The sequence below is a fragment of the Paucibacter sp. KBW04 genome (assembly GCF_003852425.1).
Taxonomy (GTDB): domain Bacteria; phylum Pseudomonadota; class Gammaproteobacteria; order Burkholderiales; family Burkholderiaceae_C; genus Paucibacter_A.
This window is the reverse complement of record NZ_QAJN01000001.1, coordinates 447987-473177: the sequence shown is the minus strand read 5'-3', so window position 1 is coordinate 473177 and position 25191 is coordinate 447987. Positions and strand designations below refer to the sequence as shown.

General features: G+C 62.5%; 18 protein-coding genes. 2 read left to right on the top strand and 16 right to left on the bottom strand.

Annotated features, from left to right (window positions below; all coding sequences use genetic code 11):
- Nucleotides 1-423: 423 nt before the first annotated feature.
- The 10 genes from DBR47_RS02105 to guaB form a co-directional block, all read right to left on the bottom strand.
- Complete coding sequence (locus tag DBR47_RS02105) at nt 424-3372, bottom strand: TonB-dependent receptor domain-containing protein (protein WP_124446363.1); 2949 nt, start codon at nt 3370-3372, stop codon at nt 424-426.
- Between the two features lie 461 nt (nt 3373-3833).
- Entirely contained in the window at nt 3834-5720 is a 1887-nt protein-coding gene (locus DBR47_RS02100; RefSeq protein WP_197046817.1) for an ABC transporter ATP-binding protein, read from the bottom strand.
- Between the two features lies 1 nt (nt 5721).
- Nucleotides 5722-7230: an ABC transporter permease gene (locus DBR47_RS02095; RefSeq protein WP_124446361.1), complete on the bottom strand. Its 1509-nt coding sequence runs from the start codon at nt 7228-7230 to the stop codon at nt 5722-5724.
- 13 nt (nt 7231-7243) lie between these two features.
- Nucleotides 7244-8227 (bottom strand): ABC transporter permease, encoded by a 984-nt coding sequence (locus DBR47_RS02090; RefSeq protein WP_124446359.1) that lies wholly within the window; start codon nt 8225-8227, stop codon nt 7244-7246.
- Complete coding sequence (locus tag DBR47_RS02085) at nt 8221-10428, bottom strand: ABC transporter substrate-binding protein (protein WP_124446357.1); 2208 nt, start codon at nt 10426-10428, stop codon at nt 8221-8223. The genes DBR47_RS02090 and DBR47_RS02085 overlap by 7 nt, the downstream gene beginning before the upstream one ends.
- 281 nt (nt 10429-10709) lie before the next feature.
- Complete coding sequence (locus DBR47_RS02080; RefSeq protein ID WP_124446355.1) at nt 10710-11693, bottom strand: LD-carboxypeptidase; 984 nt, start codon at nt 11691-11693, stop codon at nt 10710-10712.
- A 62-nt stretch (nt 11694-11755) separates the two neighbouring features.
- Complete coding sequence (tadA, locus tag DBR47_RS02075; protein ID WP_124446353.1) at nt 11756-12367, bottom strand: tRNA adenosine(34) deaminase TadA; 612 nt, start codon at nt 12365-12367, stop codon at nt 11756-11758.
- A 190-nt stretch (nt 12368-12557) separates the two neighbouring features.
- Nucleotides 12558-14162 (bottom strand): glutamine-hydrolyzing GMP synthase, encoded by a 1605-nt coding sequence (gene guaA, locus DBR47_RS02070; RefSeq protein WP_124446351.1) that lies wholly within the window; start codon nt 14160-14162, stop codon nt 12558-12560.
- 39 nt (nt 14163-14201) lie between these two features.
- A complete protein-coding gene (locus DBR47_RS02065; RefSeq protein ID WP_231512080.1) occupies nt 14202-15467 on the bottom strand; it encodes a TCR/Tet family MFS transporter in 1266 nt (421 codons plus the stop codon).
- 110 nt (nt 15468-15577) lie between these two features.
- The gene (gene guaB / locus DBR47_RS02060; RefSeq protein ID WP_124446349.1) at nt 15578-17047 is read right to left on the bottom strand and encodes an IMP dehydrogenase; all 1470 of its coding nucleotides are present in this window, start codon (nt 17045-17047) and stop codon (nt 15578-15580) included.
- Nucleotides 17048-17243: 196 nt separating this feature from the next.
- Here guaB and DBR47_RS02055 point away from each other — a divergent pair, with 196 nt between their 5' ends.
- The gene (locus DBR47_RS02055; RefSeq protein WP_197046816.1) at nt 17244-17801 is read left to right on the top strand and encodes a DUF4124 domain-containing protein; all 558 of its coding nucleotides are present in this window, start codon (nt 17244-17246) and stop codon (nt 17799-17801) included.
- Between the two features lie 11 nt (nt 17802-17812).
- Here DBR47_RS02055 and DBR47_RS02050 read toward each other — a convergent pair whose 3' ends face one another.
- Both DBR47_RS02050 and DBR47_RS02045 read right to left on the bottom strand, forming a co-directional pair.
- Nucleotides 17813-18166 carry an RnfH family protein gene (locus DBR47_RS02050; protein WP_124446345.1) on the bottom strand — a complete coding sequence of 118 codons (354 nt, stop codon included), beginning with the start codon at nt 18164-18166 and terminating at the stop codon, nt 17813-17815.
- Nucleotides 18153-18677, bottom strand: coding sequence for a type II toxin-antitoxin system RatA family toxin (locus DBR47_RS02045; protein WP_124446343.1), 525 nt, complete (start codon nt 18675-18677; stop codon nt 18153-18155). Before DBR47_RS02045 ends, DBR47_RS02050 begins: the two co-directional genes overlap by 14 nt.
- A 53-nt stretch (nt 18678-18730) precedes the next feature.
- Here DBR47_RS02045 and smpB point away from each other — a divergent pair, with 53 nt between their 5' ends.
- The gene (gene smpB, locus DBR47_RS02040; RefSeq protein ID WP_124446341.1) at nt 18731-19252 is read left to right on the top strand and encodes an SsrA-binding protein SmpB; all 522 of its coding nucleotides are present in this window, start codon (nt 18731-18733) and stop codon (nt 19250-19252) included.
- A 91-nt stretch (nt 19253-19343) separates the two neighbouring features.
- Here the strand turns inward: smpB and DBR47_RS02035 are convergent, their stop codons facing one another.
- From DBR47_RS02035 to DBR47_RS02020, 4 genes are all read right to left on the bottom strand, one after another.
- Nucleotides 19344-20540: a PLP-dependent transferase gene (locus DBR47_RS02035; RefSeq protein ID WP_231512079.1), complete on the bottom strand. Its 1197-nt coding sequence runs from the start codon at nt 20538-20540 to the stop codon at nt 19344-19346.
- Nucleotides 20541-20628: 88 nt separating this feature from the next.
- The gene (gene rimO, locus DBR47_RS02030) at nt 20629-22041 is read right to left on the bottom strand and encodes a 30S ribosomal protein S12 methylthiotransferase RimO (protein WP_124446337.1); all 1413 of its coding nucleotides are present in this window, start codon (nt 22039-22041) and stop codon (nt 20629-20631) included.
- Nucleotides 22042-22137: 96 nt separating this feature from the next.
- Nucleotides 22138-22761: a polyhydroxyalkanoate synthesis repressor PhaR gene (phaR, locus tag DBR47_RS02025; protein ID WP_124446335.1), complete on the bottom strand. Its 624-nt coding sequence runs from the start codon at nt 22759-22761 to the stop codon at nt 22138-22140.
- A gap of 207 nt (nt 22762-22968) precedes the next feature.
- Complete coding sequence (locus tag DBR47_RS02020) at nt 22969-25014, bottom strand: M13 family metallopeptidase (RefSeq protein WP_124446333.1); 2046 nt, start codon at nt 25012-25014, stop codon at nt 22969-22971.
- Nucleotides 25015-25191: the final 177 nt, after the last annotated feature.

The following is a 25191-nucleotide window of genomic DNA, read 5'->3' as shown; positions in this document are numbered from 1 at the left end:
AGTTGAATCCACGGCTGCACGTTACCCGCATCGAGGCGAGCCAATTCCTCAAGGCTCTGCTGAGCCAGATCAAACTGGCGAGTCATCAAAGCCTGCTGGGCCAAACCCTGCAGACTGGGGAGATGAGTTGGGTCTCGCTTCAAGATGCTTTGCCAAATTGCCATGGCTCTTGCCACCTGGCCCTGCTGCAAGGCATGCATGGCCATGGAGAAATCGGCACCCACTGCGTCCGCACTGCTTGTCGCCGAGGCCGAGGATTGAGTGATGCTCATTGCTATTCCAGAACTCAAGATTTAAGGTCAGGCCCAAGCTCGCACACACAATGTTGCCGGCGCCTGACATCATTCTTGCTGCCACAAAAAAGTAGCGCCTGTGCAAGCACAGGCGCTACTTCGGGCAACGCTACAGCAGTTCTATGGGGGATTAGAACTTGAAGTTGGCGTTCAAGGTGACACGACGACCCAGTGCGTCATACAGCACAGGATAGGTGTTGCCATTGCCAAAAGGCGCGCCAGTGACCAAGACCGGAGGATCCTTGTCCAGCAGGTTGTTGATGCCTGCGTACAAGGTGATCATCTTGGTCAGCTTGTAAGAACCACTCAGGTCCAGATAGCTCACCGAAGGGATCTTGGCACCGATCTCGTTCACAGTACCTGCCAACTGGTCGTTGCTGCTGCTGGTATCCACCTTCACGCCACCAAAGTAACGCCAGGTCAGCGAGGCATTCACGCCCCAAGGCGTCGTCCAGGTGCCGCGCAGCTTGTGGCGCCAGTTCGGCATGGGGTTGCCGCAGGTATTGCCGAAGTAGCCGGCGCAGTCATATGAACCCAGACCTGGCACAGGCTCAGAGCTGCTTTCCTTGACATAGGTGCCCAAGAAGCTCAGATCCAGCTTGCCCTTCTCGCCCAAACGAATTCCGTAGTCAACACCAAAGTCAACACCCACGGTCTTGCCCTTGGCGACGTTGATATTGGTCGACACGATCTGCGCGGCCGAATTGGCCCACAACGAGCCCAAGCGGTCCCGAGTGATCAGGCTGCAGAAAGTGGGGTTGCCAGTTTGCAAGCACTGGGTCAGCGTGGTCTGGGTAGGCAAAGAGCTGATGGCGTCTTTGAGCTCGATGGAATAGTAGTCCACCGACAGCGTCAAATCCTTCATCGGCGCAGCCACGACGCCCAAGGTGATGGACTTCGAGGTTTCCGGCTTCAGTGCCGAGTTTCCGCCGAACAGGCCGTTGTACTGACCGGCCGGGCTGTCTTGAATCTTGCCCCAGAGTGCATCAGTCACGCCGGTATTCTTGCACTGTGCCAGCGTGGCGGACGGACGCTTCAAAGGATCCGGATCATTGGGATCACCCGAGCAAGGATCGCGGTCCATGTTGTACAGACCTTGACCCGAGGGCGTGAACAGCTCGGTCACATTGGGTGAGCGTGCGGCTTGTTGGAAGCTACCGCGGACCTTGACCTCCTTCACAGGCGACCAATCCAGACCAATACCGTAGGTATTGGTGGAGTTGCCCGTGCTGTACTTGGAGTGACGATAAGTCGTGTTCAAGTTCATCGAATAGGCCAGAGGCATACGCTCCAACAAGGGCAGACGCAACTCACCAAAGATGTCATCCACGCTGTAACGACCGCCCACACCATGCGTCGGGCCACCTTGACCAGCCAGGTCGCCCGTCTCAAATGCGGAGTCCACCGACAACTCCATCTGCTCGGTACGGTGCTCAACACCGAATGCGACACCCAGACCCGTCTGAGCCGTCGGCAACTTCAGACCATACTGAGTCAAGTCACCCGAAATCGAGGCGCCAAAAACGCCTTGATTGGTGAAGCCTTTTTGGAAGCCAGGGGTCTGCAGGTATGCCAGCGAAGCCGGATCGATCTTGCCCAGCGACCAAATATCGTAAGGCACGCAACCATCAGAAGCATCACGGCAAACAATCTTGCCGCTCGCATCCTTGACCACATCCAAGGCCTTGGCGATACGGGCATTGGAGAAGTCATTCGCATAGACCTCGGAATACACCACCCGGGCGATCTGGCCGAATGCGTCATAAGTCCAAGCACCGACATCACCCTTGACGCCGACCACGGCGCGATAGGAAGTGTGGCGAAGCTGATCTTGACGGCCACCACCCTCCACATTGCGGCGGAAGATCAGCATTTCAGCGGTATCGCCCGACTTGTTGAAGGTCGTCGGTGTATCCAGAGACTGATTGACTGCATGAAGCTTGGCCTTCCAAGCATCGCTGAGCAAGGGGTTGTCGTACTTGATCGCGTTGGCGCCGGATGCATCGAAACCAAACAGGCCGCTAGGTGCGATCTGAGCCACGGTGTAGTCATCGTGGAAACCCAATTGCATGTACACACGCGCCATATCATTGACGTCGTAGTGGGCGATGGCCGAGATGTTGTAACGATCAGCGGGGCGCTGGAAGTAGTTCAGCGGACCGAAGTTGTAGGCATCCTTGGTGCCGGAGTAAGCCCGAACACCACCAGCGGCATCGGCCACGGTCGAGCTACTGCCATCAGCCAACAGGAAGCGGCCAGGGAAGCTGGTACCCGATCCCCCGCAAGAAAAGGCCTTGCCGGCGTTTGCATAGCCCAAGGAGCAAGCCGAAAAGTCGCGCTCGGATTGCAGCAGCGCATCTTCCTTGTGTGCCGTGAAGTTGATGGTGGCATTGCCCTTGTTGTCGGCAAAGTTGCCACCCAGGGTGATGCTGAATTCGCGAACCTTGCCATCGGCTCCTTTGTTGCCGGGCACAGGGTAGCCGCGAGCCGTCACCACATCGGCGACCGAGTTGTGCTGTTGGTGGTTATTGAACTGGTAGGTCGCATCAACTTCCACGCCCTGGAAGTTATCCTTCAGGATGAAGTTGACCACACCGGCCACCGCATCAGCGCCATACACGGCCGAAGCGCCGCCGGTCAGAATCTCCACCCGGCTGATCATGGACACTGGGATTTGATTCAAGTCGGCGGCAGCACTGCGCGGGCTCCCTGACGGCATACGGCGGCCATTCACCAACACCAAAGTGCGGTTAGACCCCATATTGCGCAGATTGACGGTCGCCGTGCCGGTGGCGCCATTCGAAACCGAGCCACCGTAGTCAGCCATCACCTGCGGCAAGGCGTTCAGCAAGCCCTCTGCCGTGCGGATACCGTCGGCCTTGATGGCCTCGGCGCCGAGCACGACGATGGGGCTTTGACCCTCGACGTCCAGGGTCTTGATGCGCGACCCGGTCACTTCCACGCGCTGGAGAGTCTCCGAAGCCGGGGCGGGCGCCGCAGCTTGAGCCAGTGCCAAACCAGGCGCCAAAGCACCCACAGCCATCAAAACGGCCAGATTGACTCGTTTCCTTTGAAACATAGTGAACTCCTAAAAAGACAATGAGGCGGGCGGCTTGTTGATCCACACGCACCTTGAACACCATCGGGTCCGAAACTGTGCAAAGCATGTTCGGCCCTGCATTCGGTGCGATCAGTGTCCATTTGGCGAAGTTCGCACAACCCCCGTGGTCTCCCTAGGACCCTTGTCTCCCGACAGTTTTGGGGCAAAAAAGACGGGTTAACCCCTAAAAATTACGGGCACCTGAACGGGGGTTCGTTGCTCAGAACTAACGAATTCCATGGCCGCGAACAACACCGACCTAGAGTAGTTCCACACAGTTTGCAAGTGACGTTCGGCACAAGCTGCTTCAGGAAGCTTTAGATTTTGATGGGAATCCTGCCATACCGGCGCAACCTCGTGCGATTCGCGCAATTTTTGAGTGTGACATGGGCGACCAAGGCCGTGTGAGCGGCTCGGCACACCCTCAATTCGGCCAGGTCTTAGAGGCTGCGTATTACCCGAGGTACGGCAGCCAGCAAGGTCCGCGTGTAAGCCTGTGTGGGCGAGCCCAAAACCGCCTCACAAAGCCCGCTCTCGACGATGCGGCCGGCTTGCATCACGGCGACTTCGTCGGCTACATACTCCACCACGCCGATGTTGTGGGTGATGAATAAAAAGGACAGGCCGCGCTCGCGCTGCAGATCCCGCAGCAGGTTCAGAATCTGCGCCTGCACCGACACGTCCAGGGCCGAGGTCGGCTCATCACAGACGATCAGCCGCGGCTCGACGGCTAAGGCGCGCGCAATCGCCAGGCGTTGCCGCTGGCCACCCGAGAACTCATGCGGCCAGCGCGTCAAGGCATCTCGCCTCAGACCCACCTGATCGAGCAGTAACTCCATATTTCGGCGGCGTGCACTCGCATCCAGATCCGGCCGCAAGGCCAGCATGCCCTCCTCCAAGACTTCCTGCACACGCATGCGCGGATTCAAGGAAGCGAAGGGATCCTGGAAAATGATCTGTACCGCGCGGCGCGCGGCCAGCAAGGCCGCCCCGTCCAGCTTGAAGAGATCCTGCCCATCCAACAAGGCCTCACCCGAGATCGTGGCCGTGCGGCGTAAGAGCTGAACAATGGCCTTGCCCGAGCTGGTCTTACCGCAGCCCGACTCCCCCACCAAGGCCAAGGTGCGCCCCGGCGCGATGCGATAGCTGACGCCATCGACGGCAACAAAACGCTTGGCCTTGCCGCCCAGCCAGGAGGTCTGCGTACCAAACTCGACCCGCAGATTCCTGACCTCCAGCAAGGCCTGAGCTGCCCCAACTTCGGGGGGCGGTCTGTTTGAAACTTCCGCGGGCCTGAGCGGCTGCGCTGACGCGGCAGCGGCAGCGGCAGCAGCAGCAGCAGCAGCAGCCTGCGGCTCGGTATACAGCAGGCAGCGCACCTGATGCCCAACACCCGCTTGGCCTTGCTTGGCCAGCTCATGCAGCTCCGGCCGCCGGCCATGGCACGAGGCCCAGGCCCGGTCACAGCGGGGCGCAAACCGGCAGCCTTCAAAACTCATCCACAGAGGCGGCACGGTGCCGGCAATGGCCGCCAGGCTCTCGCCGCGTTTGCCCGCGTCCGGCAAGGCTTGCAAGAGCAGGCGGGCGTAGGGATGTTTTGGCTGGGCGAAAAAGGCCTCGGCGGAGGCCAACTCGATGATTTGCCCGGCATACATCAAGGCCACCTGATGGGCCATACCGGCCACCACGCCCAGATCATGGGTGATCAAGAGCACACCCAGGCCGCGCTCGCGCTGCAGATCGCGCAGCAGGTCCAGAATCTGCGCCTGTATGGTCACGTCCAGGGCGGTGGTGGGTTCGTCGGCGATCAGATAGTCGGGCTCGGCCGCCAAGGTCATGGCGATCATGACCCGCTGCTTTTGCCCACCGCTCATGCGAAAAGGGTAATCGTCGATGCGCTTTGCCGGCTCGGGGATGCCCACTCGGTCCAGCCATTCGATGGCCTTGGCCCGCGCCGCGGCGCCGCGCAGCGCGGTATGGGTTTCAATGGCCTCGACGATCTGATCGCCGATGCGCATCACCGGGTTCAGGCTGGTGGAAGGCTCCTGAAAAATCATGCCGATACGGCCGCCGCGCACGGCCCGCATCTGTGCCTCCGGCAGGGCAAACAGGTCCTGCTCATCCAGCATCAGGCGGCCGCCGCTGATGCGGCCGTTGTCGGGCAGCAAGCGCATCAGGGCCAGGGCCGTCATGCTCTTGCCACAGCCACTTTCACCCACCAGGGCGAAGGTTTGGCCGCGCTGCAAAGTCAGACGCATGCCGTCGATGGCGCGCACCAAGCCGGCCTCGGCGTCCAGGGCGACCTTGAGGTCTTCGATCTTCAACATATCAAGCGCCAGTCGCTGCTGTTTTCTTGGCCAGGCCGAGCACGCGCGGGCGCAACTGCCGGGCGCGCGGGTCGAAGGCGTCGCGCACGCCGTCGGCAAAGAGGTTGGCGGCCAGCACCAGGGTCACCATGAAACCGAAGGCGGCCGCAAAACTCCACCACACCAGCGGGTCGCGCGACATCTCGTTGCGGGCCAGATTGATCATGCCGCCAAAGCTGTTCATGGTCGGATCCACCCCCACGCCCACGTATGTCAGCACGGCTTCATAAAGAATCAACTCCGAGAAGCTCAGCACCACGCTGATCAAGACAAGGTGCATCACATTGGGCACGATGTGGCGGGCCATGATGCGCGTGTGGCTGACGCCAAAAGCAGTGGCGGCCTGCACATAGTCCAGCTCGCGCAGCTTGAGCGTCTCGCCCCGCACCAGGCGGCATAGGCCGGCCCAGCCGGTCAGACCCAAAATCAGGCAAAGCAGAAACATCTTTAAATCGGCCCGCTCCGCACCGGTCTCATAGGCCTCGGGGTGGGTGTCCAGAAACACCTGCACCATCAACACACAGGCGGCGATCAAGAGCACATTGGGCACCGAGGTCAGCGTGGTGTAGAGGTACTGGATCAGCTCGTCCACCCAGCCACGGAAGTAGCCGGCCAGCACGCCCAAGCAGACGGCGAAGGGCAAGGTTGCCAGGGTGGACAAAGCGCCGATGACAAAGGCCGTGCGTATGCTTTTGAGCGCCTGCACCAGCACATCGTTGCCGGTGCGATCGGTGCCGAAGACGTGGTAATGGGGCATCAGCATCAGCACCGGGCCCATCAACAAGGCCATCACGCCCAGGGTCAGCAAGACGGCCCTCCAGGGGTAGTGTGTGCGGTCCGAGCTCAGGTCCTTCAAGGCCTGGGTAAAGCCGCCGTGCGAGCGGGCCAGGCATGCCGCGCCGGCCAGGAATAAGCACAGGAAAAAGCCCAGGCCCGCGCCCAGGCCAAGTGCCGTTCGCCCCAAGACATCACCCAACCACTGCCGCTGCGGGTCTTGCAGATGCGCGCCGCCGAATTGCAGGCGCGGGTAGTCGCGCCGCATGCCAGCGGACTCGGCCAGGGCCGGGTCCACATCACCCGCCGCCCCCAACACCGCCTTGTTGAAGCCCAGATAGGCCAAGGGCTGGGAGTAACTGGTCTCGCGCATGGCGATCTGCCGGGCCAACAAGAGATCCAATAAGGAACGGGTGCGGGTGTCGTAAGACGCCCCGCCCTGCCCTGCCTCGCCACTCAGCTGAGCATGGGGCACGTCATCCAGGCGCGCGCGGAAGTGCACGCTGTCCAACATCGTCAGCAGCAGAAAGAAGCACAGCACCACGCCCGAGCTGGCCGCCACCGGGTCGCGCAAGACGCGTTGCCAGGTGGCGCGCAAGGCCGCATGGCCGCGTATGCGCAGGCCGTAGGCAAACAGGGCGAAGACCATCAGCCACAAGGCGGCATCGGTCCAGAGCAGAACGAATTTGAAGTCCATGGTCTGCAAAGTCCTAGCTCAGGCGCACGCGGGGGTCGGCCCAGGTGTACGCGATGTCGATCAGCGCATTGCTGGCGATGTAAAGCACGGCGCCCAGGAACACCATGCTGCGCACGATGGCGAAGTCCTGGCCCGCAATGGCATCGATGATGAAGGCGCCCAAGCCCGGGATGCCGAAGAAGCTCTCAAACACCAGGCTGCCCAGAAAGACATAGGGCAGATAGCTGCCGGCGCTGGTGATGATGGGAATCAAGGCATTGCGCAGCACATGGCGGAACAGCACGATCAGCTCGCTCAGACCCTTGGCGCGGGCGGTGCGCACATAGTCCTTGGCAATCTCTTCCAGGAACATGGCGCGGTAGAGGCGTGCCTCACCGCCGAGGCGCGACAGCAGCGACAGCAATATCGGCAAGGCCAGAAACTTGATCGCGTCCAGGCCCGGCGCATAGCCGTTGATGGGCACCAGACGCAGCACACGCGAGAAGAAATACTGACCGACGATGATGTAGAAGAGGCTGGAGATGGACAGCATCAGCACACACAGCACTACGCCCCAAAAGTCGATGGCGGTGTTTCTGAAAAACACCAGCAGCAAGGCAAAGGCCACGCTGACGATGATTTGCAGGATGAAGAGCGGCAGGGCCAGCTGCAGGCTCACGCCCATGCGGGTCTTGATCTCGTGGCCGATATTGACGGCCTGGCGCGCGTCCGAGCGGCCAAAGTCCCACAGCATCAGGCTGGCCGAGCGCTCCCACAAAATCGTGTGAGTCAGCTTGGCGCTGCCTGCTTGCGTGGCGTCCCAATACAGCGGCTTGTCATAGCCGCGCTCGACCTTCCACTTCTCGATCTGCTCCTGACTGACCCGCTTGCCGCCGATATTCAGGCGCGCCATATCGTCCGGCGTATTGACCGAGAAGAAGAGAAAGAAGGTGAAGAGATTGACGCCAATCAGCACCAACACACCGTAGCCAAAGCGGCGCAAAACATAACTCAACATTCATCAGCCCTTTGGTAACCGGGTGCAGCTGCCAACTCGCGCTTCTGAAAACTGCGCCGCGTCACCCACAGCACCGCTGCCACACCCAAGAGCAGCACGCCCAGCGGCCACCACAGCGGGTGATTCCATTGCGCGATCTTGGCGGCACGCTGGGCTGGGTCCAGGCGCAGATAGCGGGCCGGGTCGCGCACCACCACGCCGGGCTTGCCGTTGTAGAGCCAGCTTTGAAATGCCAAGCCTGAGTAAGACCAATAGCCAAAAGCCCAGGGCGCATCCTCGCGCACCAAGGCCAGCATCTCGTCCATCAGCTTTTGTTTCTCGGGCCCGTCTTCCAGGGTCTGCAGCTGGCGGTAGCGGCGGTCGAACTCCGGGTTCTCGTAATTGGCGGTGTTCTCGCCCTCATGCTTGGACTTGCTGTTCGGTCCGTAGAGCAAGAACAAGAAATTCTCCGCATCCGGGTAGTCGGCAAACCAGCCCCACCAAAAGACCTGGTGCTTGCCCTTGAGCACCTTTTCTTGGAACTGGTTGTAGTCGGTGGCCCGCACCTCCAGCTGCACTCCCAGCTTGGCGAACTGCTTGATCATCCAGTCGTTCTCGGCCTTGGTCTCGGGCGTGATGGTGCGCATGTAGTCGAAGTTCAAGACCAGCGGCTTGCCGGTCTTGGCGTCGCGTCCCTCAGGGTAGCCGGCCGCGACCATCAAGGCGCGCGCCTCCTCGATGGAGCGCCTCACCACCTTGCCGTTCACCAGCTTGTGCGTCACCGGGTTATGCGCCCCGGGCTGGCCCAATTGGTTTTCACGCGAGCCGAACACGCCGGGCGGCACCGGGCCGTGGGCGGCGTCCCCACCCTTGTGTCGGAAGATGCGGCCATAGCCCTCCTCCCAATCGATGGCGATGGACAGGGCCTGGCGCAAGGCACGATTGCGCCGCTGCTGCTCGGGCGTATCGCCCCGGCCCAGCACCGGGTCCAGCCAGTTGAAGCCCAAATACCAGTTGGTGATGTCCACCGTCATCGGGAACTTGTAGCCGCGCTCTTCGAAATTGCGACTCACCTCGGCCGAGTCGTTCTTGTCCACCATAAAGTCCACGCCCCAGTCGGCGCGGTCCATCTCGGGCAGATCAAGATAGCCTTGCTTGAACATCTCCTTGATGGGCACGACCTCTTTCACCGAGGTGGCCACGATCTTGTCGATGAAGGGCAGGCGCTTGCCACAGTCCTTCAGCAAGCCCGCCTCGGCATCGCCGGGCGAACCCTCGCAGGGATAGGTATCGACACGGTAGTTCGGATTGCGCGTCATCACATGGCGGCGGTCCTGGCTGTACTCCGTCATCATGTAAGGCCCAGTGCCCACCGGCCACTGGTTCCAGGATAGACCGTTCTCGTTCATGCCCTTCTGCGCGTAAAAGGCATCCACCTCCCAGGGCACGGGGGCCAAGAAAGTGCTGGCCATCCAATAGCGCCACTGCGGGTACTTGCCCTTGATGCGTATGCGCAAACCGTATTTGCCCACGGACTCGGCACCGGCCAGAGGCCAACGGCGAAAGTCCAGAAAAGGTTTATCACCGGCCGACTCGGCCATGCCCTTGACCAGCTTGGCGTTCTCGGCCTGAATCAAGCGCCCATACTCTTTCAAGCCCAACACATGCTCGGAGAACAGCGCGAACAAAGGCGCTTCCACCCGCGGCGTGGCCTGGCGCTTGAGGGCGTAAACAAAGTCCTCGGCCAGCAACTCACGCGTGCCCTTCTGGGCAAAGTCCCAGGGCGAGCGCTTGTCGCCCAGCTCGGCGCGGCTGAGCGAGTGGTAGAGCAAGCGGCCCTGCGCATCGGTGGCAAAGGCCGGATGGGGGGAATACTTCAGGCCCGGCTTGATCTGCAGTTCGTAAACGCTTTGCGCGATCTTCTCGGCCGGCGCATCTTGCGGCAGGCGCTGACCGCTTGCGTCCAGGTAATAGGGTTGAGCCAGGCCTTGGGCGGCACGCGGGATCAACTCATAAGGCCGCTTTAGATAGTGGTAGCCATAGGGCGGCTCATAGATCTGGTAGGCGTAGACCGCCTCGGGCGCGGTGTAGGAGGCGGTCGGATCCAGATAGCGCGGCGAGCGCTCCTGGAAGGCCATATAAAGGGTGTTTTCCTTCTCGGCACCCAGGGGATAGGGGCTGTTATTGCAGCCCGCCAGCAGCCAGGCCAGCACCAGACCCATGCCTGCGCCGATACGGCCCCGGAGCCCAACTCTGGAGACACGCCCCCAACCCGCACTCTCAGCGAGACACCGCACACAAGCCCCTTCACGCACCGCAGCAAGGCCTGGCGTCTAAGCACGCACACCCGGCCCAAAAATGGAAAGCCTCCTGATTCGCGCGGCGCGAGGCCGGGAATCCGAAGGCTGGTACTTCATCATAGCGGCCGCGCTCGCGGCCACACTATGAGGAAAGTCAGGATGGACGTGGGTTCAGCTCAATCTTTGCGGCAGTGGCGCGCGCATCAATGCGTGTGATCGCCCATGCAAGCCTCTCCTTCGGCATGCACATGGGCATGATGGTGTTGCAGCTTGGGGTCGTTCTGCCAGCCCATCAGCACATCGCGGCCCTGCACAAACAACTCCACGGTGGCGCCCACCGGCAGGCTGACCTTGGTATCCACATGGCCGAAAGGCAGGCCGGTCAAGACCGGCGTCTTGGTGTGAGCCCGCAGCGCGGCGATAGCCGCCTTCAGGTCGTAGCCGCGGTCATTGGGCTGCTTGCGCCAGCCGCTGAAGTCGCCCAGCACGATGGCCTTTTGAGCATCCAAAATGCCGGCTTGCGCCAGTTGCAAGAGCTGACGCTCGACGCGATAGGGGTGCTCGTTGATGTCTTCCAAAAACAGCACGCCGCCCTTGATCTTAGGCAGATGCTTGGTGCCCAGCAGCGAGTTGAGCACGGTCAGATTGCCGCCCCACAAGGTGCCGCGTGCCTCCAGGCCATCAAAGCCCTTTTCACAGCGAAAGCCCACGGCTTCCAGCATGCCATTCATGGCCTCGACAAAGCAGTCCTGGGTCACATCATCGACGCCGCCTTCTTTCTCGCTGCGGCCGAAGTCGCCGCAGGCCATGGGGCCAGCCCAGCTCTGCGCCTTGCCGTGCGCCAGCAGACCCAGATGCAGGGAGGTGAGATCGCTCAGGCCCACCCAGCGGGTGCCCTGCTCCACGCTCTTGGCCAGCTGGGCCCAGTCGATGCGGTCCAGCAAGCGCGTCATACCGTAGCCGCCACGGCTGGCCAGGGCCACGCTGGGCGCGGCTGCGGCCACCCGGTGCAAGGCGGCCAGGCGGGTTTCGTCATCACCGGCGAAGCGCTGATGCTTTTCCAGCACGGCCTCGTCCAGACTGACGTCAAAGCCTAGCTTGCCCAGGCGTTTGACGGCGCGCTTGAGCGAAGCCGGCTTGGGCACCGCACCGGCGGGGGAGAAGATCGTCAAAGAGGTGCTGCTCATGGGGGTTCTCAAGCCTGGGGTCAGGTCTTGCCTGTAGAAGTGGGGAAGGGCCGGCCCTGGCCTCAGCGTTCGGGGGAAGGCTGAAACTCCTTGAGGTCGGTGTCGAGATGGGTGGCGTCGCCGGTCGGAATGACGGGCGCTTCGCCCGCTTCCAAAGCACGCGCTGCGGCCCGCCGCTGCCGCGCTGCTTCGCGCCGCTGGGCAAAAAATTCGCGCAGGAGTTTGGCCGAAGCCTCGGCCAGCACGCCGCCGGAAACACAGGTGTGGTGATTGAGCTGGGGCTGGTCAAAAAGATTGAGCACCGAGCCGGCCACACCGGTCTTGGGATCGGTGGCCGCAAACACCACCCGCTTGAGCCGTGCATGCATCATGGCCATGGCACACATGGCACAGGGCTCCAGCGTGACGAAGAGTTCGCACTCCGGCAGGCGGTAGTTACCCAGCAGGCTGGCGGCATGGCGCAGGGCCACCACCTCGGCATGCGCCGTGGGGTCATGGGTGGTGATGGGGCGGTTGTAGCCGGTGGCGATCACCTGGCCGGCCCGCATGATGACGGCGCCCACCGGCACCTCGCCGGCCAGCCAGGCGTTGTGCGCCTGGTCCAGCGCGATGCGCATGGCGTATTCATCGGCCGCGCTGGCGGGTACTGGGGTGGGTAAACAGATGTCTGACATGGTGGGGCCGCCACAGTGTAGCAAGCACCGTGCGGGGAATCAGGGCAAATACGGAGTCAGGTCCTCGGCACTGCTTCTCCGCTCCGCCGACAAAGCTGGGGCGAAAAACAAAAAAAGGCAGCTCTGAAGCTGCCTTTGACCTTAGCACCGCAGGCCCAGGCTTAATCAAGCCCGCCGCGCTGAGGACTCATCATTCCCACTCGATGGTCGCCGGCGGCTTGGTCGAGACGTCGTAGGTCACACGGTTGATGCCACGCACCTCGTTGATGATGCGGCCCGAGACCTTGCGCAGCAGGCCGTAGGGCAGTTCGGCCCAGTCGGCCGTCATGAAGTCGCTGGTCTGCACGGCGCGCAAAGCCACGACGTAATCGTAGGTGCGGCCGTCGCCCATCACGCCCACGCTCTTGACCGGCAGGAAGACGGTGAATGCCTGGCTGGTCAGCTCGTACCAGTTCTTGCCCGTGGCTTCGTCCTTCCAGCCGCGCAGCTCTTCGATGAAGATGGCGTCGGCACGGCGCAGCAAGTCGGCGTACTCCTTCTTCACCTCGCCCAAGATACGCACGCCCAGACCCGGGCCGGGGAAGGGGTGACGGTAGACCATATCGGCCGGCAGGCCCAGGGCCACGCCCAGGGCGCGCACCTCGTCCTTGAACAGCTCGCGCAGCGGCTCCAGCAGCTTCAGACCCAGCTGCTCGGGCAGGCCACCGACGTTGTGGTGGCTCTTGATGGTGGTGGCCTTCTTGGTCTTGGTGCCACCGCTCTCCACCACATCGGGGTAGATCGTGCCTTGAGCCAGCCACTTGGCGCCCTTGGCATCGGCATTCGCCGCCTTGAGCTTGGCGGCCTCGGCCTTGAAGACATCGACGAAGAGGCCGCCGATGATCTTGCGCTTTTTCTCGGGGTCGGTGACACCGGCCAGCTCGCCCAGGAAGAGATCACTCGCGTCCACGCGGATCACCTTGGCGTGCAGCTTGCCGGCAAACATATCCATCACCATATCGCCTTCGTTCAGGCGCAGCAGGCCATGGTCAACGAAGACGCAGGTCAGCTGGTCGCCAATGGCGCGATGGATCAGGGCCGCAGCGACGGAAGAATCGACGCCGCCAGACAAGCCCAGGATGACCTCTTCATCGCCGACTTGCTCGCGGATCTTGGCCACGGCTTCTTCGATGTAGTCACCCATGATCCAGTCGCCCTTGCAACCGGCGATGTCGCGCACAAAGCGGGTCAACATGGCCTGGCCCTTGAGGGTATGCGTCACCTCGGGGTGGAATTGAACGGCGTAATAGCCCTTCTCCTCATTGGCCATGCCGGCGATGGGGCAGCTGGGGGTTTCGGCCATCAGCTTGAAGCCCGGGGGCAGGACGGTGACCTTGTCGCCATGGCTCATCCAGACCTTGAGCATGCCGTGGCCTTCCAGCGTGGCGTGGTCCTGGATGCCGTCCAGCAGCTTGGTGTGACCGTGGGCACGCACCTCGGCGTAACCGAACTCACGGTGGTCACTCCATTCGACCTTGCCGCCCAGCTGCACCGCCATGGTCTGCATGCCGTAGCAAATGCCCAGCACCGGCACGCCCAGATCCCAGACCGCCTGCGGCGCGCGCAGTTCATGGTCTTCGTAGGTGGAGGCGTGGCTGCCCGACAGGATGATGGCCTTGGGGGCGAATTCGCGGATGAAGTCGTCCGACACATCGTTAGGATGGATCTCGCAGAACACCGCGGCCTCGCGCACGCGGCGGGCGATCAGCTGGGTGACTTGGGAGCCGAAGTCGAGGATGAGGACTTTGTCATGCATGGTATTGCTTCTTGTCTAGATTCAGATTCGGACTCAGATTCAGGCTGCGGCAGAGGCTGCGGCTGCGGCCTTGCTGCGGCTGAAGTGCAGCCATGCAAACAGCAATGAAACTGCTTGCAGAGCCGCGCAAAAGTAGAACGGTGCGCCGATGCGCCAGTCGCCCTTGGGCAGGTGGGAAACCAGGCCCAAAAGGCCCGCTCCGATGACGGGCGCGGTCACCGCCATCATGCTGTTGAGCGAGGACACGGCGCCCATGGTCTCGCCCTGGTTGTTGGCGTCCGCCGCATTGGAGATCAAGCTCTGGATGGCTGCGCTGACCGCGAAGCCCAGCACATTGAAGCCGATGATGGCGTACATCATCCAGCCCTCCGTGGCCGCGCCCCATACGAAATTGGTGCAGACGCTGGACAGCAGACCCAGCACCACCAAACGCTGGGCGGAGAAGATCTTCAAGAGCTTGGGCAGCAAAAAGCCTTGCACCAGCACCGACATCACGCCCACCGCAAACAGCGACCAGCCGTTCTCCTTGGGGCCCCAGCCAAACTTGAAATTGGTGTACAGCACCCAGCTGGTTTGCAGCACCAGCTGCGCCAGGCCGCTCAATGCGATCACGAAGACCAGGGGGCCCACGCCTTTCAGATTGCTGAGCTTTTTCAGCGCCGACAGGGGGTTGGCCTTGCGCCAGTCAAAGGCCCGGCGATGCTCGGGCTTGAGCGATTCGGGCAGGACGAAATAGCCGTAGCACCAGTTGATCAGGGCCATGGTGCCGGCCACATAAAAGGGCAGATGCAGATTGATATCGCCCAGGATTCCACCCATCACCGGCCCCAGGATGAAGCCCATGCCGAAGGCCGCGCCCAGCATGCCGAAGCGCTTGGCGCGCTCCTCGGGCGTGGAGATATCGGCCACATAGGCATTGGCCACCGAGGCATTGGCCTGCATGGCGCCGCTGACCAGGCGCACGGCGATCAGCATCCACAAGGCCGTGGCCATGGCGGTCACGAAAAAGCTCAGGGCCAGGCCGGAGAAGCCGATCAGCATCACCGGCCGGCGGCCGAAGCGGTCCGACAGCGCACCCAAGATGGGCGAGCCCACAAAGTTGGCGATACCAAAAGCCAGGGCCACCGCGCCGTACCAAAAGGCGTGGTCGGACTGATTGGCGGTGAAGGTGCCCACCAAGGGCGGCAGCACAGGAATGATCAGACCGATGGCAATCATGTCGATCAGCACGGCCACCATGATGAAGCCCATGCCGGCGGAACGTCCGGTCTTGGCCCCCTCCTGCGGGGTCGGGCTTTGGGTCATACCGCTTTCGTTCACAGGGTCTCCTGCCGAGGCTGTCATTCTTGTGCTGGGAAAAAGGCCGCGTAGTTGTCAAAAAAGGGGCCGAGGCCCCTTTCGCTACGCCTGCGCGATCATTCCGATCGGTAGTTCGGCGCTTCCTTGGTGATTTGCACATCGTGGACATGGCTTTCGCGCATGCCGGCCGATGTGATCTCGACGAACTCGGCCTTGTTCTGCATGTCTTCGATGGTGGCGCAGCCACAGTAGTGCATCGAAGCCTTCAGGCCGCCGGCCATCTGGAAGATCACCTGCACCACCGAGCCCTTGTAAGGCACTTGGCCTTCGATGCCTTCGGGCACCAGCTTGGAGGTGTTGGGGTTGTTGGCCGAGGTGTCCTGGAAGTAGCGGTCGGCCGAACCCTTGGCCATCGCGCCCATGGAACCCATGCCGCGGTAGCTCTTGTAGGAGCGGCCTTGGTACAGGATCAGGTCGCCGGGTGCCTCTTCGGTGCCGGCAAAAGCGCCGCCCATCATCACGCAGTCAGCGCCCGCGGCGATGGCCTTGGCCAGGTCGCCCGAGAAACGCACGCCGCCGTCGGCAATCACCGGCACGCCGGTGCCGCGCAAGGCGGTGGCGACGTTGTCGATGGCGGTGATCTGGGGCACGCCCACACCGGCCACGATACGGGTGGTGCAGATGGAGCCGGGGCCGATACCGACCTTGACGCCGTCAGCACCCGCTTCGACCAGGGCCAGCGCCGCTGCGCCGGTGGCGATATTGCCGCCGATCACGTCCACGCCGGGGAAGGTCTGTTTGACCCAGCGCACGCGCTCCAGGACGCCGGCGCTGTGGCCGTGGGCGGTGTCCACGATCAGGGCGTCCACGCCGGCCTTGACCAGCATGGTGACGCGCTCTTCGGTGTCGTCACCGAAACCAACGGCGGCACCGACGCGCAGCTTGCCCTGGGCATCGCGGGCGGCGTTGGGGAAGGAGGTCTGCTTGGTGATGTCTTTCACCGTCATCAGGCCGCGCAACTCGAAGGCGTCGTTGACGACGACCACGCGCTCCAGCTTGTGCTTGTGCATCAAGGCCTTGGCTTCTTCCAGCGAGGCGCCTTCCTTGACGGTGACCAGACGCTCGGCCGGCGTCATCATCTCGCGCACGGCGAGGTCCATGCGGGTCTCGAAGCGCACATCACGGCCGGTGACGATGCCGACAACCTTCTTGCCTTCCAGCACCGGGAAGCCCGACACGCCATGCTGGCGCTGCAACTCCACCACTTCGCGCACGGTGGTCGTGGGCGTGATGGTGAAGGGCTCCAGCACAATGCCCGACTCGTAGCGCTTGACGCGTGCGACTTCGATGGCTTGCTGCTTGGCCGTGAGGTTTTTGTGGACGATGCCGATACCGCCTTCTTGCGCAATGGCAATCGCCAGACGCGCCTCGGTCACCGTGTCCATGGCGGCTGAGACCAGGGGCAGATTGAGGCGAATATTGCGGGAAAGCCGGGTGGCAAGAGAGGTGTCGCGAGGCAACACATGGGAGAACGCTGGCACCAACAAAACGTCGTCGAAGGTGAGCGCTTTTCCTAAAAGGCGCATGAGGGAAGCTCCAGTCGCAAAGCGGCATTATACGGAAAGGCCGGGCCTGTCTTCCTGGCCGCGCAAAAAGAAGCCTTGCACCGCGCCCCAAACCCCAAAGACTGGGCCGCCGAATGTGCAGCTCTGCACACTCAGCTACACCGACTCAGGGCTGATGCCAAGCCCTAGGAGCTGGGCCCGCCGCTACACTGGGCCCATGTCGAACCGCTCTGCTCGCGCCAGCCTTGCTGGCATTGCCCGCCTCAGCCTCCTGAGCCTCATCAGCGTCTTGCTGCTTGGCGCCGCCCTGCCCGCCAGCGCCCAATGGAAATGGCGCGACCCTGCCGGCAAGCTGCAGTTCAGCGATTTGCCGCCGCCCAATGGCACGCCGGAAAAAGACATTCTTCAGCGCCCCGCCAACGCGCGCCGCGCCCCCATCGTGATCCAGCCCTATGGCCAGGCCGCAGCCAGCGAAGCCCCGGCCAGCGCCGCCTCGGCCGGGCGCAGTGCCCCCTCAAAAGAAGAGTTGGCCCGCCAGGCCCGCGACAAACAACGCGAGAAAGACGCGCAGGCTCAGCAGAAGGAAGAAGAGCGGCGCATTGCCGAGCAGCGCCGAGCCAACTGCCAGAGCGCACAAGACAATCAGCGCTTGTTGGAAAGCGGCGTGCGAATTCGCCGGGCCAATGCTCAGGGCGAGCCCGAGGTGCTGGACGACAAGCAGCGCGAAGCCGAGTTGCAGCGCGCCCGCGCCGTGGTCAGTTCGGAATGCCGCTAAGGCGCTGAGAGTCAGCGGCTGGTCTTACCCGCCAGCGGACGATGTCTTGAAACGATGCGCTCGCCGCGCGCCTTGTAGCGCTGACGCCTTGCCTCTTTTGGGTCCACCGTCAGCGGCCTGTACACCTCGATACGATCGCGCGCCCGCAGGACCACATCCAAGCCCTGCACCCGACCCCAGATGCCGATACGCAGCTGCGCCAGCTGCGGCAATTGCTCGGCAAACTCCGGGCATGCACGCAAGGCCTGCTCAATCGTCGCGCCGGCTGGCACCATGAACTCCACCTGCCGCACATCGCCCTTGGCCGGGCTCCAGACCAACTCGATCTGAAGGGAGCTCGCCGCAGCGCCTTCAGCGGGCGCCATACACAGCCTCGGCCCGCTGGACAAAACGCTCGACCAAGGTGTTGGCTACGCGGTCAAACACCGGGCTGACCACCGCCTCCAAAGCCATGCTGGAGAAGGCGTAGCGAAGTTCAAACTCGATCTTGCAGGCCTTGGGCTCAGCACCCGCCTGGGCGGGATCGCTGGCCGCGCCAGGCTTGCCCAGGGGCAGGAAGTTCCACACCCCTTCCAGTTCGGAGAAAGGCCCATCCACCAAGGCCATATCGACGCGGCGATTGAGTGTGTTGGTATTGCGGGTGGTGAAGGCATGTCGCACGCCGGCATAGGCCATCTGCAAACGTGCCGTCACCGACTCGCTCGGTGGCTCGGCAGCCAGGCCGGGCTCGACGCTCGGCCCCAGGGCTTGGCTGGACAGGATTTCGGCCTGCTCGCACCAGGGCAAAAACTCCGGATAGCGCCCCACGCCGACCACGAGTTCGTACATCTCGCGGGGCGAGTACCAAAGGAGGACAGACTTCTTCACGTGCTTCATACAATGGCTGCATTGTATTGGCGCCCTGCCCGCCCAAAAAAAGAACCGAACCCATGTCCACCACATCCGCAAACGCCAACCGGCCGCCCCCCAAGGCCAAAGCCGCCGTCAGCAGCAAACCCATCGCCGAGAATCGCCGCGCCCGCTTCGACTATCACCTGACCGAGTTCTTTGAAGCCGGCATCGTGCTTGAGGGCTGGGAGGTCAAGGCCATCCGTGCCGGCCAGGTTCAGCTGACCGATGGCTATGTGATGATCAAGGGCGGCGAGCTGTTCCTGATCGGCTGCCGCATCAACCCCTTGCGCACCGCCTCCACCCACATCAGCCCCTTGGCCGACCGGACCAAGAAGCTGATGCTCAAAAAAGACGAGATCCGCCGCCTGATCGGCAAGACCGAGCAAAAAGGCTTCACCATCGTGCCGCTGAACCTGCACTTCAAGGGCAGCAATATCAAGGCCGATATCGCCCTGGCCAAGGGCAAGGACCTGCACGACAAGCGCGATACCGAAAAGAAGCGTGATTGGGAGCGAGAAAAGGGGCAGTTGATGCGGCACGCAGCAAAAGGCAGAGCCTGAAGGTGCGCAGCGACTTCACTGCCACTTTCGCTAGAAAGGGCAGCTCATGCGCCACTCGGCAACCGGGCGCAAAGGCTAAGACCCTTCTCGCTCAGGCGCCAGCCGACAACTGGCTCAAGGCCTGAGCCAGGTCGGCCTGCAAATCGGCCACATCCTCCAGCCCCAGGGCGAAACGCACGATGCGGCCCGGCTCCAGCTTGGAAGGCAGCGCGCGACTGCGCGACATATCGTAGGGAACGGCCAAGCTCATGGGGCCGGCCCAGGAGTAGCCGATGCCGAACAACTCCAGGGCGTCGACAAACGCATCCACCTGAGCCGCGCTGTACTCGGGCTTGAAGATCACCGAGAACAAACAGGCCGCGCCGGCGCTGCTGGTCTGCAGCCAATACTCATGGCCGGGCGAGCCGGCCAGCGCGGGGTGCAAGACCTGGGCGACTTCGGGCCGCGCTTGCATCCATTTCGCCAGCGCTCGGGTCGTCGCATCCTGAGCCCGGTAGCGCAATTCCAGCGTGGGCAAAGCGCGCAGCACCAACTCCACATCGTTCTGCCCCAGGCCGTAACCCAGATGCTCATGCATATGGTTGAGCCGCTCATGCAGGGCCAGGTCACGGGTACAGACCGAGCCCATCAGCACGTCCGCGCCGCCGGAGGCGTACTTGGTCAGGGCTTGCATGGACACGTCCACGCCCAGGCCGGGCGCCAACTCAAAAGCATTGAAGGCCAGGCCCGAGCCCCAGGTGTTGTCCATGGCCGTCAGCACGCCCTGCTGCTTACAAGCCGCCACAATGCCGAGCACATCAGGGAACTCCAGGGTGATGGAGCCGGCGGCCTCCAACCACACGAGCTTGGTCTTGGGGCTGAGCATGGCGGCCAGGCCGGCAGCATCCAGCGGGTCGTAGAAGCGGTGCGTGATGCCGAACTGCGGCAGCAAGGATTCGCTCAGATAGCGGTTCTGGCCGTAGACATTGTCGGGCACCAGCACCTCATCGCCCGGGCGCAAGAGGCCCAGGCTGACCAGGGTCACCGCCGCCAAGCCGCTGGGCACCAGCAGGCAATGTTCGGCGGTCTCCAGCGTCGCGATGCGGGCCGCCAGGGTGTAGCTGGTGGGCGTGCCATGCAGGCCGTAGCGATAGCTCTTGCCATCGCGCGGACGGTAGGTGTGCAGATCGGCCGTGTCTTTGAACAAGACGGTGGATGCCTTGAACACCCCCACCGGATGCGCGTCCCAGCCCTCAGGCGCACGATAGGGGTGATGGATTTGCTGGGTCGATACGGCGCGTTTGCTCACGGCGGGTCTCGCGTTTCTGAGATTTATTTGAAAAGGATGGAGCTCAAACAAAAAAAGCGGGCCTGGGCCCGCTTTTGATTCTCGGCGATCAGACCGGCATGCCGACCAAATCATGGCCCTCGGCCGCAACAATTCGCACCTTGGTGAACTCGCCCACCTTGAGGGTACGGCTGGCCTTCTCAGGCGGCAGGATGCGCACGGTGCCGTCGATCTCGGGCGCGTCGGCATAGGTGCGGCCCACACCGCCCTTGCGGCCCAAGGCCGGGGCTGAATCGACCAGCACCTGCATGGTGGCGCCGATGCGCGAACGCAGCTTGGCGGTGGACACCGCCTCGGCAACAGCCATGAAGCGGGCCTGGCGCTCCTCGCGTACTTCTTGCGGCAAGGCGCCGGGCAAGTCGTTGGCCGAAGCGCCCTCCACCGGCGAGTAAGCAAAGCAGCCGGCGCGGTCGATGCGGGCTTCTTGCATAAAGTCCAAGAGGTACTGGAACTCTTCTTCCGTCTCGCCGGGGAATCCGGCGATGAAGGTGGAGCGGATCACGATGTCGGGGCAGGTCTCGCGCCAGCGCAGGATGCGCTCCATATTCTTCTCGCCATTGGCGGGCCGCTTCATGCGCTTGAGCACGTCCGGGTGGGCGTGCTGCAGGGGCACATCCAAATAAGGCAGTACCAGGCCTTGCGCCATCAAGGGCAGCACCTCGTCCACATGCGGATAGGGGTAGACGTAGTGCAGGCGCACCCAGGCGCCATGGGCACGGGCCATCTCACCCAGTTGGGCGACCAGGTCATACATACGGGTCTTGACCGGCTTGCCGTCCCAGAAACCGGTGCGGTATTTCACATCCACACCGTAGGCGCTGGTGTCCTGGCTGATCACCAGCAACTCTTTCACGCCGGACTCAAACAAGGCGCGGGCCTCGTTCAGCACATCGCCGATGGGGCGCGAGACCAGATCGCCACGCATGCTGGGGATGATGCAGAAGGAGCAGCGGTGGTTGCAGCCCTCGCTGATCTTCAGATAGGCGTAGTGTTTGGGGGTTAGCTTGATGCCGTAGGCCGGCACCAAATCGACAAAGGGGTCATGTGGCTTGGGCACATGAGTGTGGACGGCGTCCATCACCTCTTGCGTGGCGTGGGGGCCGGTCACGGCCAGCACGCTGGGGTGCATCTCGCGTACCAAGCTGCCGGCGTCGGAACTGCTGGCGCCGGCCTTGGCACCCAAGCAGCCGGTGACGATGACCTTGCCGTTCTCGGCCAGGGCTTCGCCGATGGTGTCCAGGCTTTCCTTGACGGCGTCGTCGATGAAACCGCAGGTGTTGACGATCACCAGATCGGCACCCGCAAAGGTCTTGGAGGTTTCGTAGCCTTCGGCCCGCAGCTGGGTCAGGATCAGCTCGGAATCGGTCAAGGCCTTGGGGCAACCCAGGGACACAAATCCGATCTTGGGGGCGGCCGCGCCTGCGGGAGTGGCAAGCGGGCTGGGGGTATTGGTTTGACTCATCCCCCGATTTTCACTCATTCCGCCGGCTTGGCCGCGCCGCGGCGGCCAAGGCCCAGGGAATCGGGCGCTCTTTTTTTGCGCCGACCAGGGCTGCGCTTACTTTTTGGGCGGGAAGCCGGGCATGCCCGGCATACCTGGGAACAGGGCGCCCGCCTTCTCCATCTGTTCCTTCATCTGCTCCTGCATCTGCGTCAGCAAGCTCTTGCTCTGCTCCACATAGCCGCCCATCAGGTTTTGCATCATGGGCGACTGAGCGCCCATGAACTGGGTCCACAGCTCGGGGCTGAAGGCCAGGCCCTTGCTTTGCTCGGTAAAACGCGACTGCAGTTCGCCAAAGGTCTTGACGTTGCGCTCCAGATAGTCACCCATCACGCCCTGCATGGCGTGCCCGTAGAAGCGGATGATCTGCTCCAGCGAACTGGTGCTGAACATGGGCACGCCGCCGGTTTCTTCTTCCAGAATGATTTGCAACAGGATGCTGCGCGTCAGATCTTCAGAAGTCTTGGCATCGCGCACCTCGAAGGCCTGGCCGTCAAGCACCATCTTCTTGACATCGGCCAACGTGATGTAGCTGCTGGTGTGGGTGTCGTACAGACGCCGGTTCGGATACTTCTTCAGAATCCGCACATTGCTGGGCGCCTCGGCGCCTGCCGCTGCCTCGGGCTTGTTCGCCGCATCACCGGTCGAATCGGCCGCCTTGCCTCTGCGGGCAGTCACCATATCTACTCCTTGTCTGACGCTCAATTGGGCTTGCCCGCATTTTAGGAGCCCGGCAGACCCTGCCCGGCGGGGATAACCCCTGCGCCCGTGCGAGGCCTCCCAGTGCAATTGCAATACATCGAGCAAGCCTGAAAACAAAAAAACCGGCCACATCCAAGTGGCCGGGCGCCTTGATTATCGGTCGAGCGAATGCACCCGACCCTTGACTTACCAAATGCGAATGCGCTGCTCGGACGGCTTGAACATCGCGTCACCGGGCTTGCTGCCGAAAGCCTGATGGAATCCATCGTGGTTAATGGCCGCACCATTGGTGCGGAAGTCAGGCGGCGAGTGCGGATCGGTGGTTAGCAGCTGCAGGGTGCGCTCATCGCGCGCCTTGTAGCGCCAGGCCTGCGCCCAGCCGATGAAGAAGCGCTGTTCGCCGCTAAAGCCATCCAGCACCGTCGAGGGCTTGCCACCCAGCGAACGCTGGTAGGCCTTGAAAGCCACTTGCAAGCCCGACAGATCGGCAATGTTCTCACCCAGAGTCAGCTTGCCATTGACCTTTTTACCCGGCAGCGGCTCGTACTTGTTGAACTGAGCCACCAGCTGCGCACCGATGGCATCGAAGGCCTTGCGGTCGGCCGCACTCCACCAATTGCGCAGCTTGCCATCGCCATCGAATTGGCTGCCCTCATCATCAAAGCCATGGCTGATCTCATGGCCGATGACGGCGCCGATGGCCCCGTAATTGACCGCATCATCGGCCGCCATATCGAAGAAAGGCGGCTGCAGAATCGCGGCCGGGAAGACAATCTCGTTCAAGGCCGGGTTGTAATAGGCATTGACGGTTTGCGGAGTCATGCCCCACTCGGCCCGGTCCACCGGCTGGCCGGCGCGCAAGGCAATGCGCTGGTACTCAAAGGCCGCGGAGCGCAGGCCATTGCCCAGGGCATCGCCTCGGCGCACATCCAGCTTGGAGAAATCACGCCAGGCATCGGGGTAGCCGATCTTGACCATGTATTTGCTCAGCTTCTCGCGCGCGGCGGCCTTGGTGGCCGGCGTCATCCAGCTCAGCCCATCGATGGACTCGCGATAGGCCGCCATCAAATTGCCCACCAGCTCCTGCATGCGAGCCTTGTAGGCAGGCGGGAAATGCTCGGCCACATAGACCTGACCAATCGCCTCGCCCAGCGCGACATTGACCTCGTTGATGCCTTGCTGCCAGCGCGGCAGCGGCTGCTTGGCCCCGGTCAAGGCCGCACCATGGAAGGCAAAACGCGCGTCGCGAAAGGCCTGAGGCAAAACCTGGGCACTCTCGTCCAAGGCGCGCAGCTTCAGGTACTGCTTCCAGCTGGCCAGCGGCACCGACTTGAACAATTGCGCCAGGCCCAGCACCGCGCTGGGCTGAGTCACCGACAAGCGATCGATGCCGCCAAGCTGCGCGGCCTGCAAAAACACCGGCCAGTCAAAGCCGGGGGCACGCTTAGCGAGTTGAGCCGGCGTCATCGGGTTGTAGGTCTTGACCGGATCGCGGTTGCGCACATTGTCCCAATGCAGCTTGGCGATGCGCTGCTCCAGGGCCATGACCTGGCCGGCAACCTGCTCGGGCCTCGCCTCGCCGGACAGCTTTGCCAGCGTCGTCAAATAAGCCAGATAGGCCTTGCGCACCTCGGCCAGCTTGGCATCGGCCTTCAGGTAGTAATCGCGATCGGGCATGCCGAGTCCGCCCTGCATGGCCACGGCGCGATTGATATTGGGTTCTTTGACGTCGGCCATCACCGTCAGCAAGATCGGCGTATTGCTGATGCCCTGGGCCGCCCCCAGCCACTTGGCCAAGTCGGCGCGGGTCTGAATGGCGGCGATGCCCTCCAGCCTCTCCTGCATGGGCGCCAAACCGGCCTTGTCTATCGTCGTGGTGTCGAGGTAGCTGGCGTAGAAAGCCGCGATCTTGGCCTCGGTACTGCCTTCTTTCTGGGGCTTGGCCTGCAAACCTTCGATCAATGCACGCACCTGGGCGTCGGACTTGTCCGCCAATTGCTCAAAAGTACCGTAAGCCGATTTGTCGGCCGGGATCTCGCTGGACTTCAGCCAAGCGCCATTGACCGCACGAAACAAATCATCTTGCGCCCGCTGCTTGGCGTCAAAACCCTTCAGGTCAAGACCTGACACCGGCCCCGCAGCCGCCAACACCCTTGCCGCGGGCGCTTGCGCCGTCGCCCAAGCCGAGCAAAACATCAGACCCACCAACGGAGCCAGTCGCCAAATCTTCATACCAAGGCCTTGTAGGGAAAAGCGTGCGAGGGTAGAACAAGTGCCCAAGCTCGGCAAGATGACTTTCAGCAGGGCCGGGAGCCAGCGGCGACACAGCAGCCGAAAAGCAAAAAGCCCGCGCACTCTGAGAATGCTCGGGCTTTTTTGTACCTGAGGTACCTACCAATTTGGTAGGCG

Bases quoted from the DNA above. Each gene is read 5' to 3' on its own strand.
- DBR47_RS02105 (WP_124446363.1), bottom strand. From the start codon at position 3,372: ATGTTTCAAAGGAAACGAGTCAATCTGGCCGTTTTGATGGCTGTGGGT.
- DBR47_RS02100 (WP_197046817.1), bottom strand. From the start codon at position 5,720: ATGTTGAAGATCGAAGACCTCAAGGTCGCCCTGGACGCCGAGGCCGGC.
- DBR47_RS02095 (WP_124446361.1), bottom strand. From the start codon at position 7,230: ATGGACTTCAAATTCGTTCTGCTCTGGACCGATGCCGCCTTGTGGCTG.
- DBR47_RS02090 (WP_124446359.1), bottom strand. From the start codon at position 8,227: ATGTTGAGTTATGTTTTGCGCCGCTTTGGCTACGGTGTGTTGGTGCTG.
- DBR47_RS02085 (WP_124446357.1), bottom strand. From the start codon at position 10,428: ATGGGTCTGGTGCTGGCCTGGCTGCTGGCGGGCTGCAATAACAGCCCC.
- DBR47_RS02080 (WP_124446355.1), bottom strand. From the start codon at position 11,693: ATGAGCAGCACCTCTTTGACGATCTTCTCCCCCGCCGGTGCGGTGCCC.
- tadA (WP_124446353.1), bottom strand. From the start codon at position 12,367: ATGTCAGACATCTGTTTACCCACCCCAGTACCCGCCAGCGCGGCCGAT.
- guaA (WP_124446351.1), bottom strand. From the start codon at position 14,162: ATGCATGACAAAGTCCTCATCCTCGACTTCGGCTCCCAAGTCACCCAG.
- DBR47_RS02065 (WP_231512080.1), bottom strand. From the start codon at position 15,467: ATGACCCAAAGCCCGACCCCGCAGGAGGGGGCCAAGACCGGACGTTCC.
- guaB (WP_124446349.1), bottom strand. From the start codon at position 17,047: ATGCGCCTTTTAGGAAAAGCGCTCACCTTCGACGACGTTTTGTTGGTG.
- DBR47_RS02055 (WP_197046816.1), top strand. From the start codon at position 17,244: ATGTCGAACCGCTCTGCTCGCGCCAGCCTTGCTGGCATTGCCCGCCTC.
- DBR47_RS02050 (WP_124446345.1), bottom strand. From the start codon at position 18,166: ATGGCGCCCGCTGAAGGCGCTGCGGCGAGCTCCCTTCAGATCGAGTTG.
- DBR47_RS02045 (WP_124446343.1), bottom strand. From the start codon at position 18,677: ATGAAGCACGTGAAGAAGTCTGTCCTCCTTTGGTACTCGCCCCGCGAG.
- smpB (WP_124446341.1), top strand. From the start codon at position 18,731: ATGTCCACCACATCCGCAAACGCCAACCGGCCGCCCCCCAAGGCCAAA.
- rimO (WP_124446337.1), bottom strand. From the start codon at position 22,041: ATGAGTCAAACCAATACCCCCAGCCCGCTTGCCACTCCCGCAGGCGCG.
- phaR (WP_124446335.1), bottom strand. From the start codon at position 22,761: ATGGTGACTGCCCGCAGAGGCAAGGCGGCCGATTCGACCGGTGATGCG.
- DBR47_RS02020 (WP_124446333.1), bottom strand. From the start codon at position 25,014: ATGAAGATTTGGCGACTGGCTCCGTTGGTGGGTCTGATGTTTTGCTCG.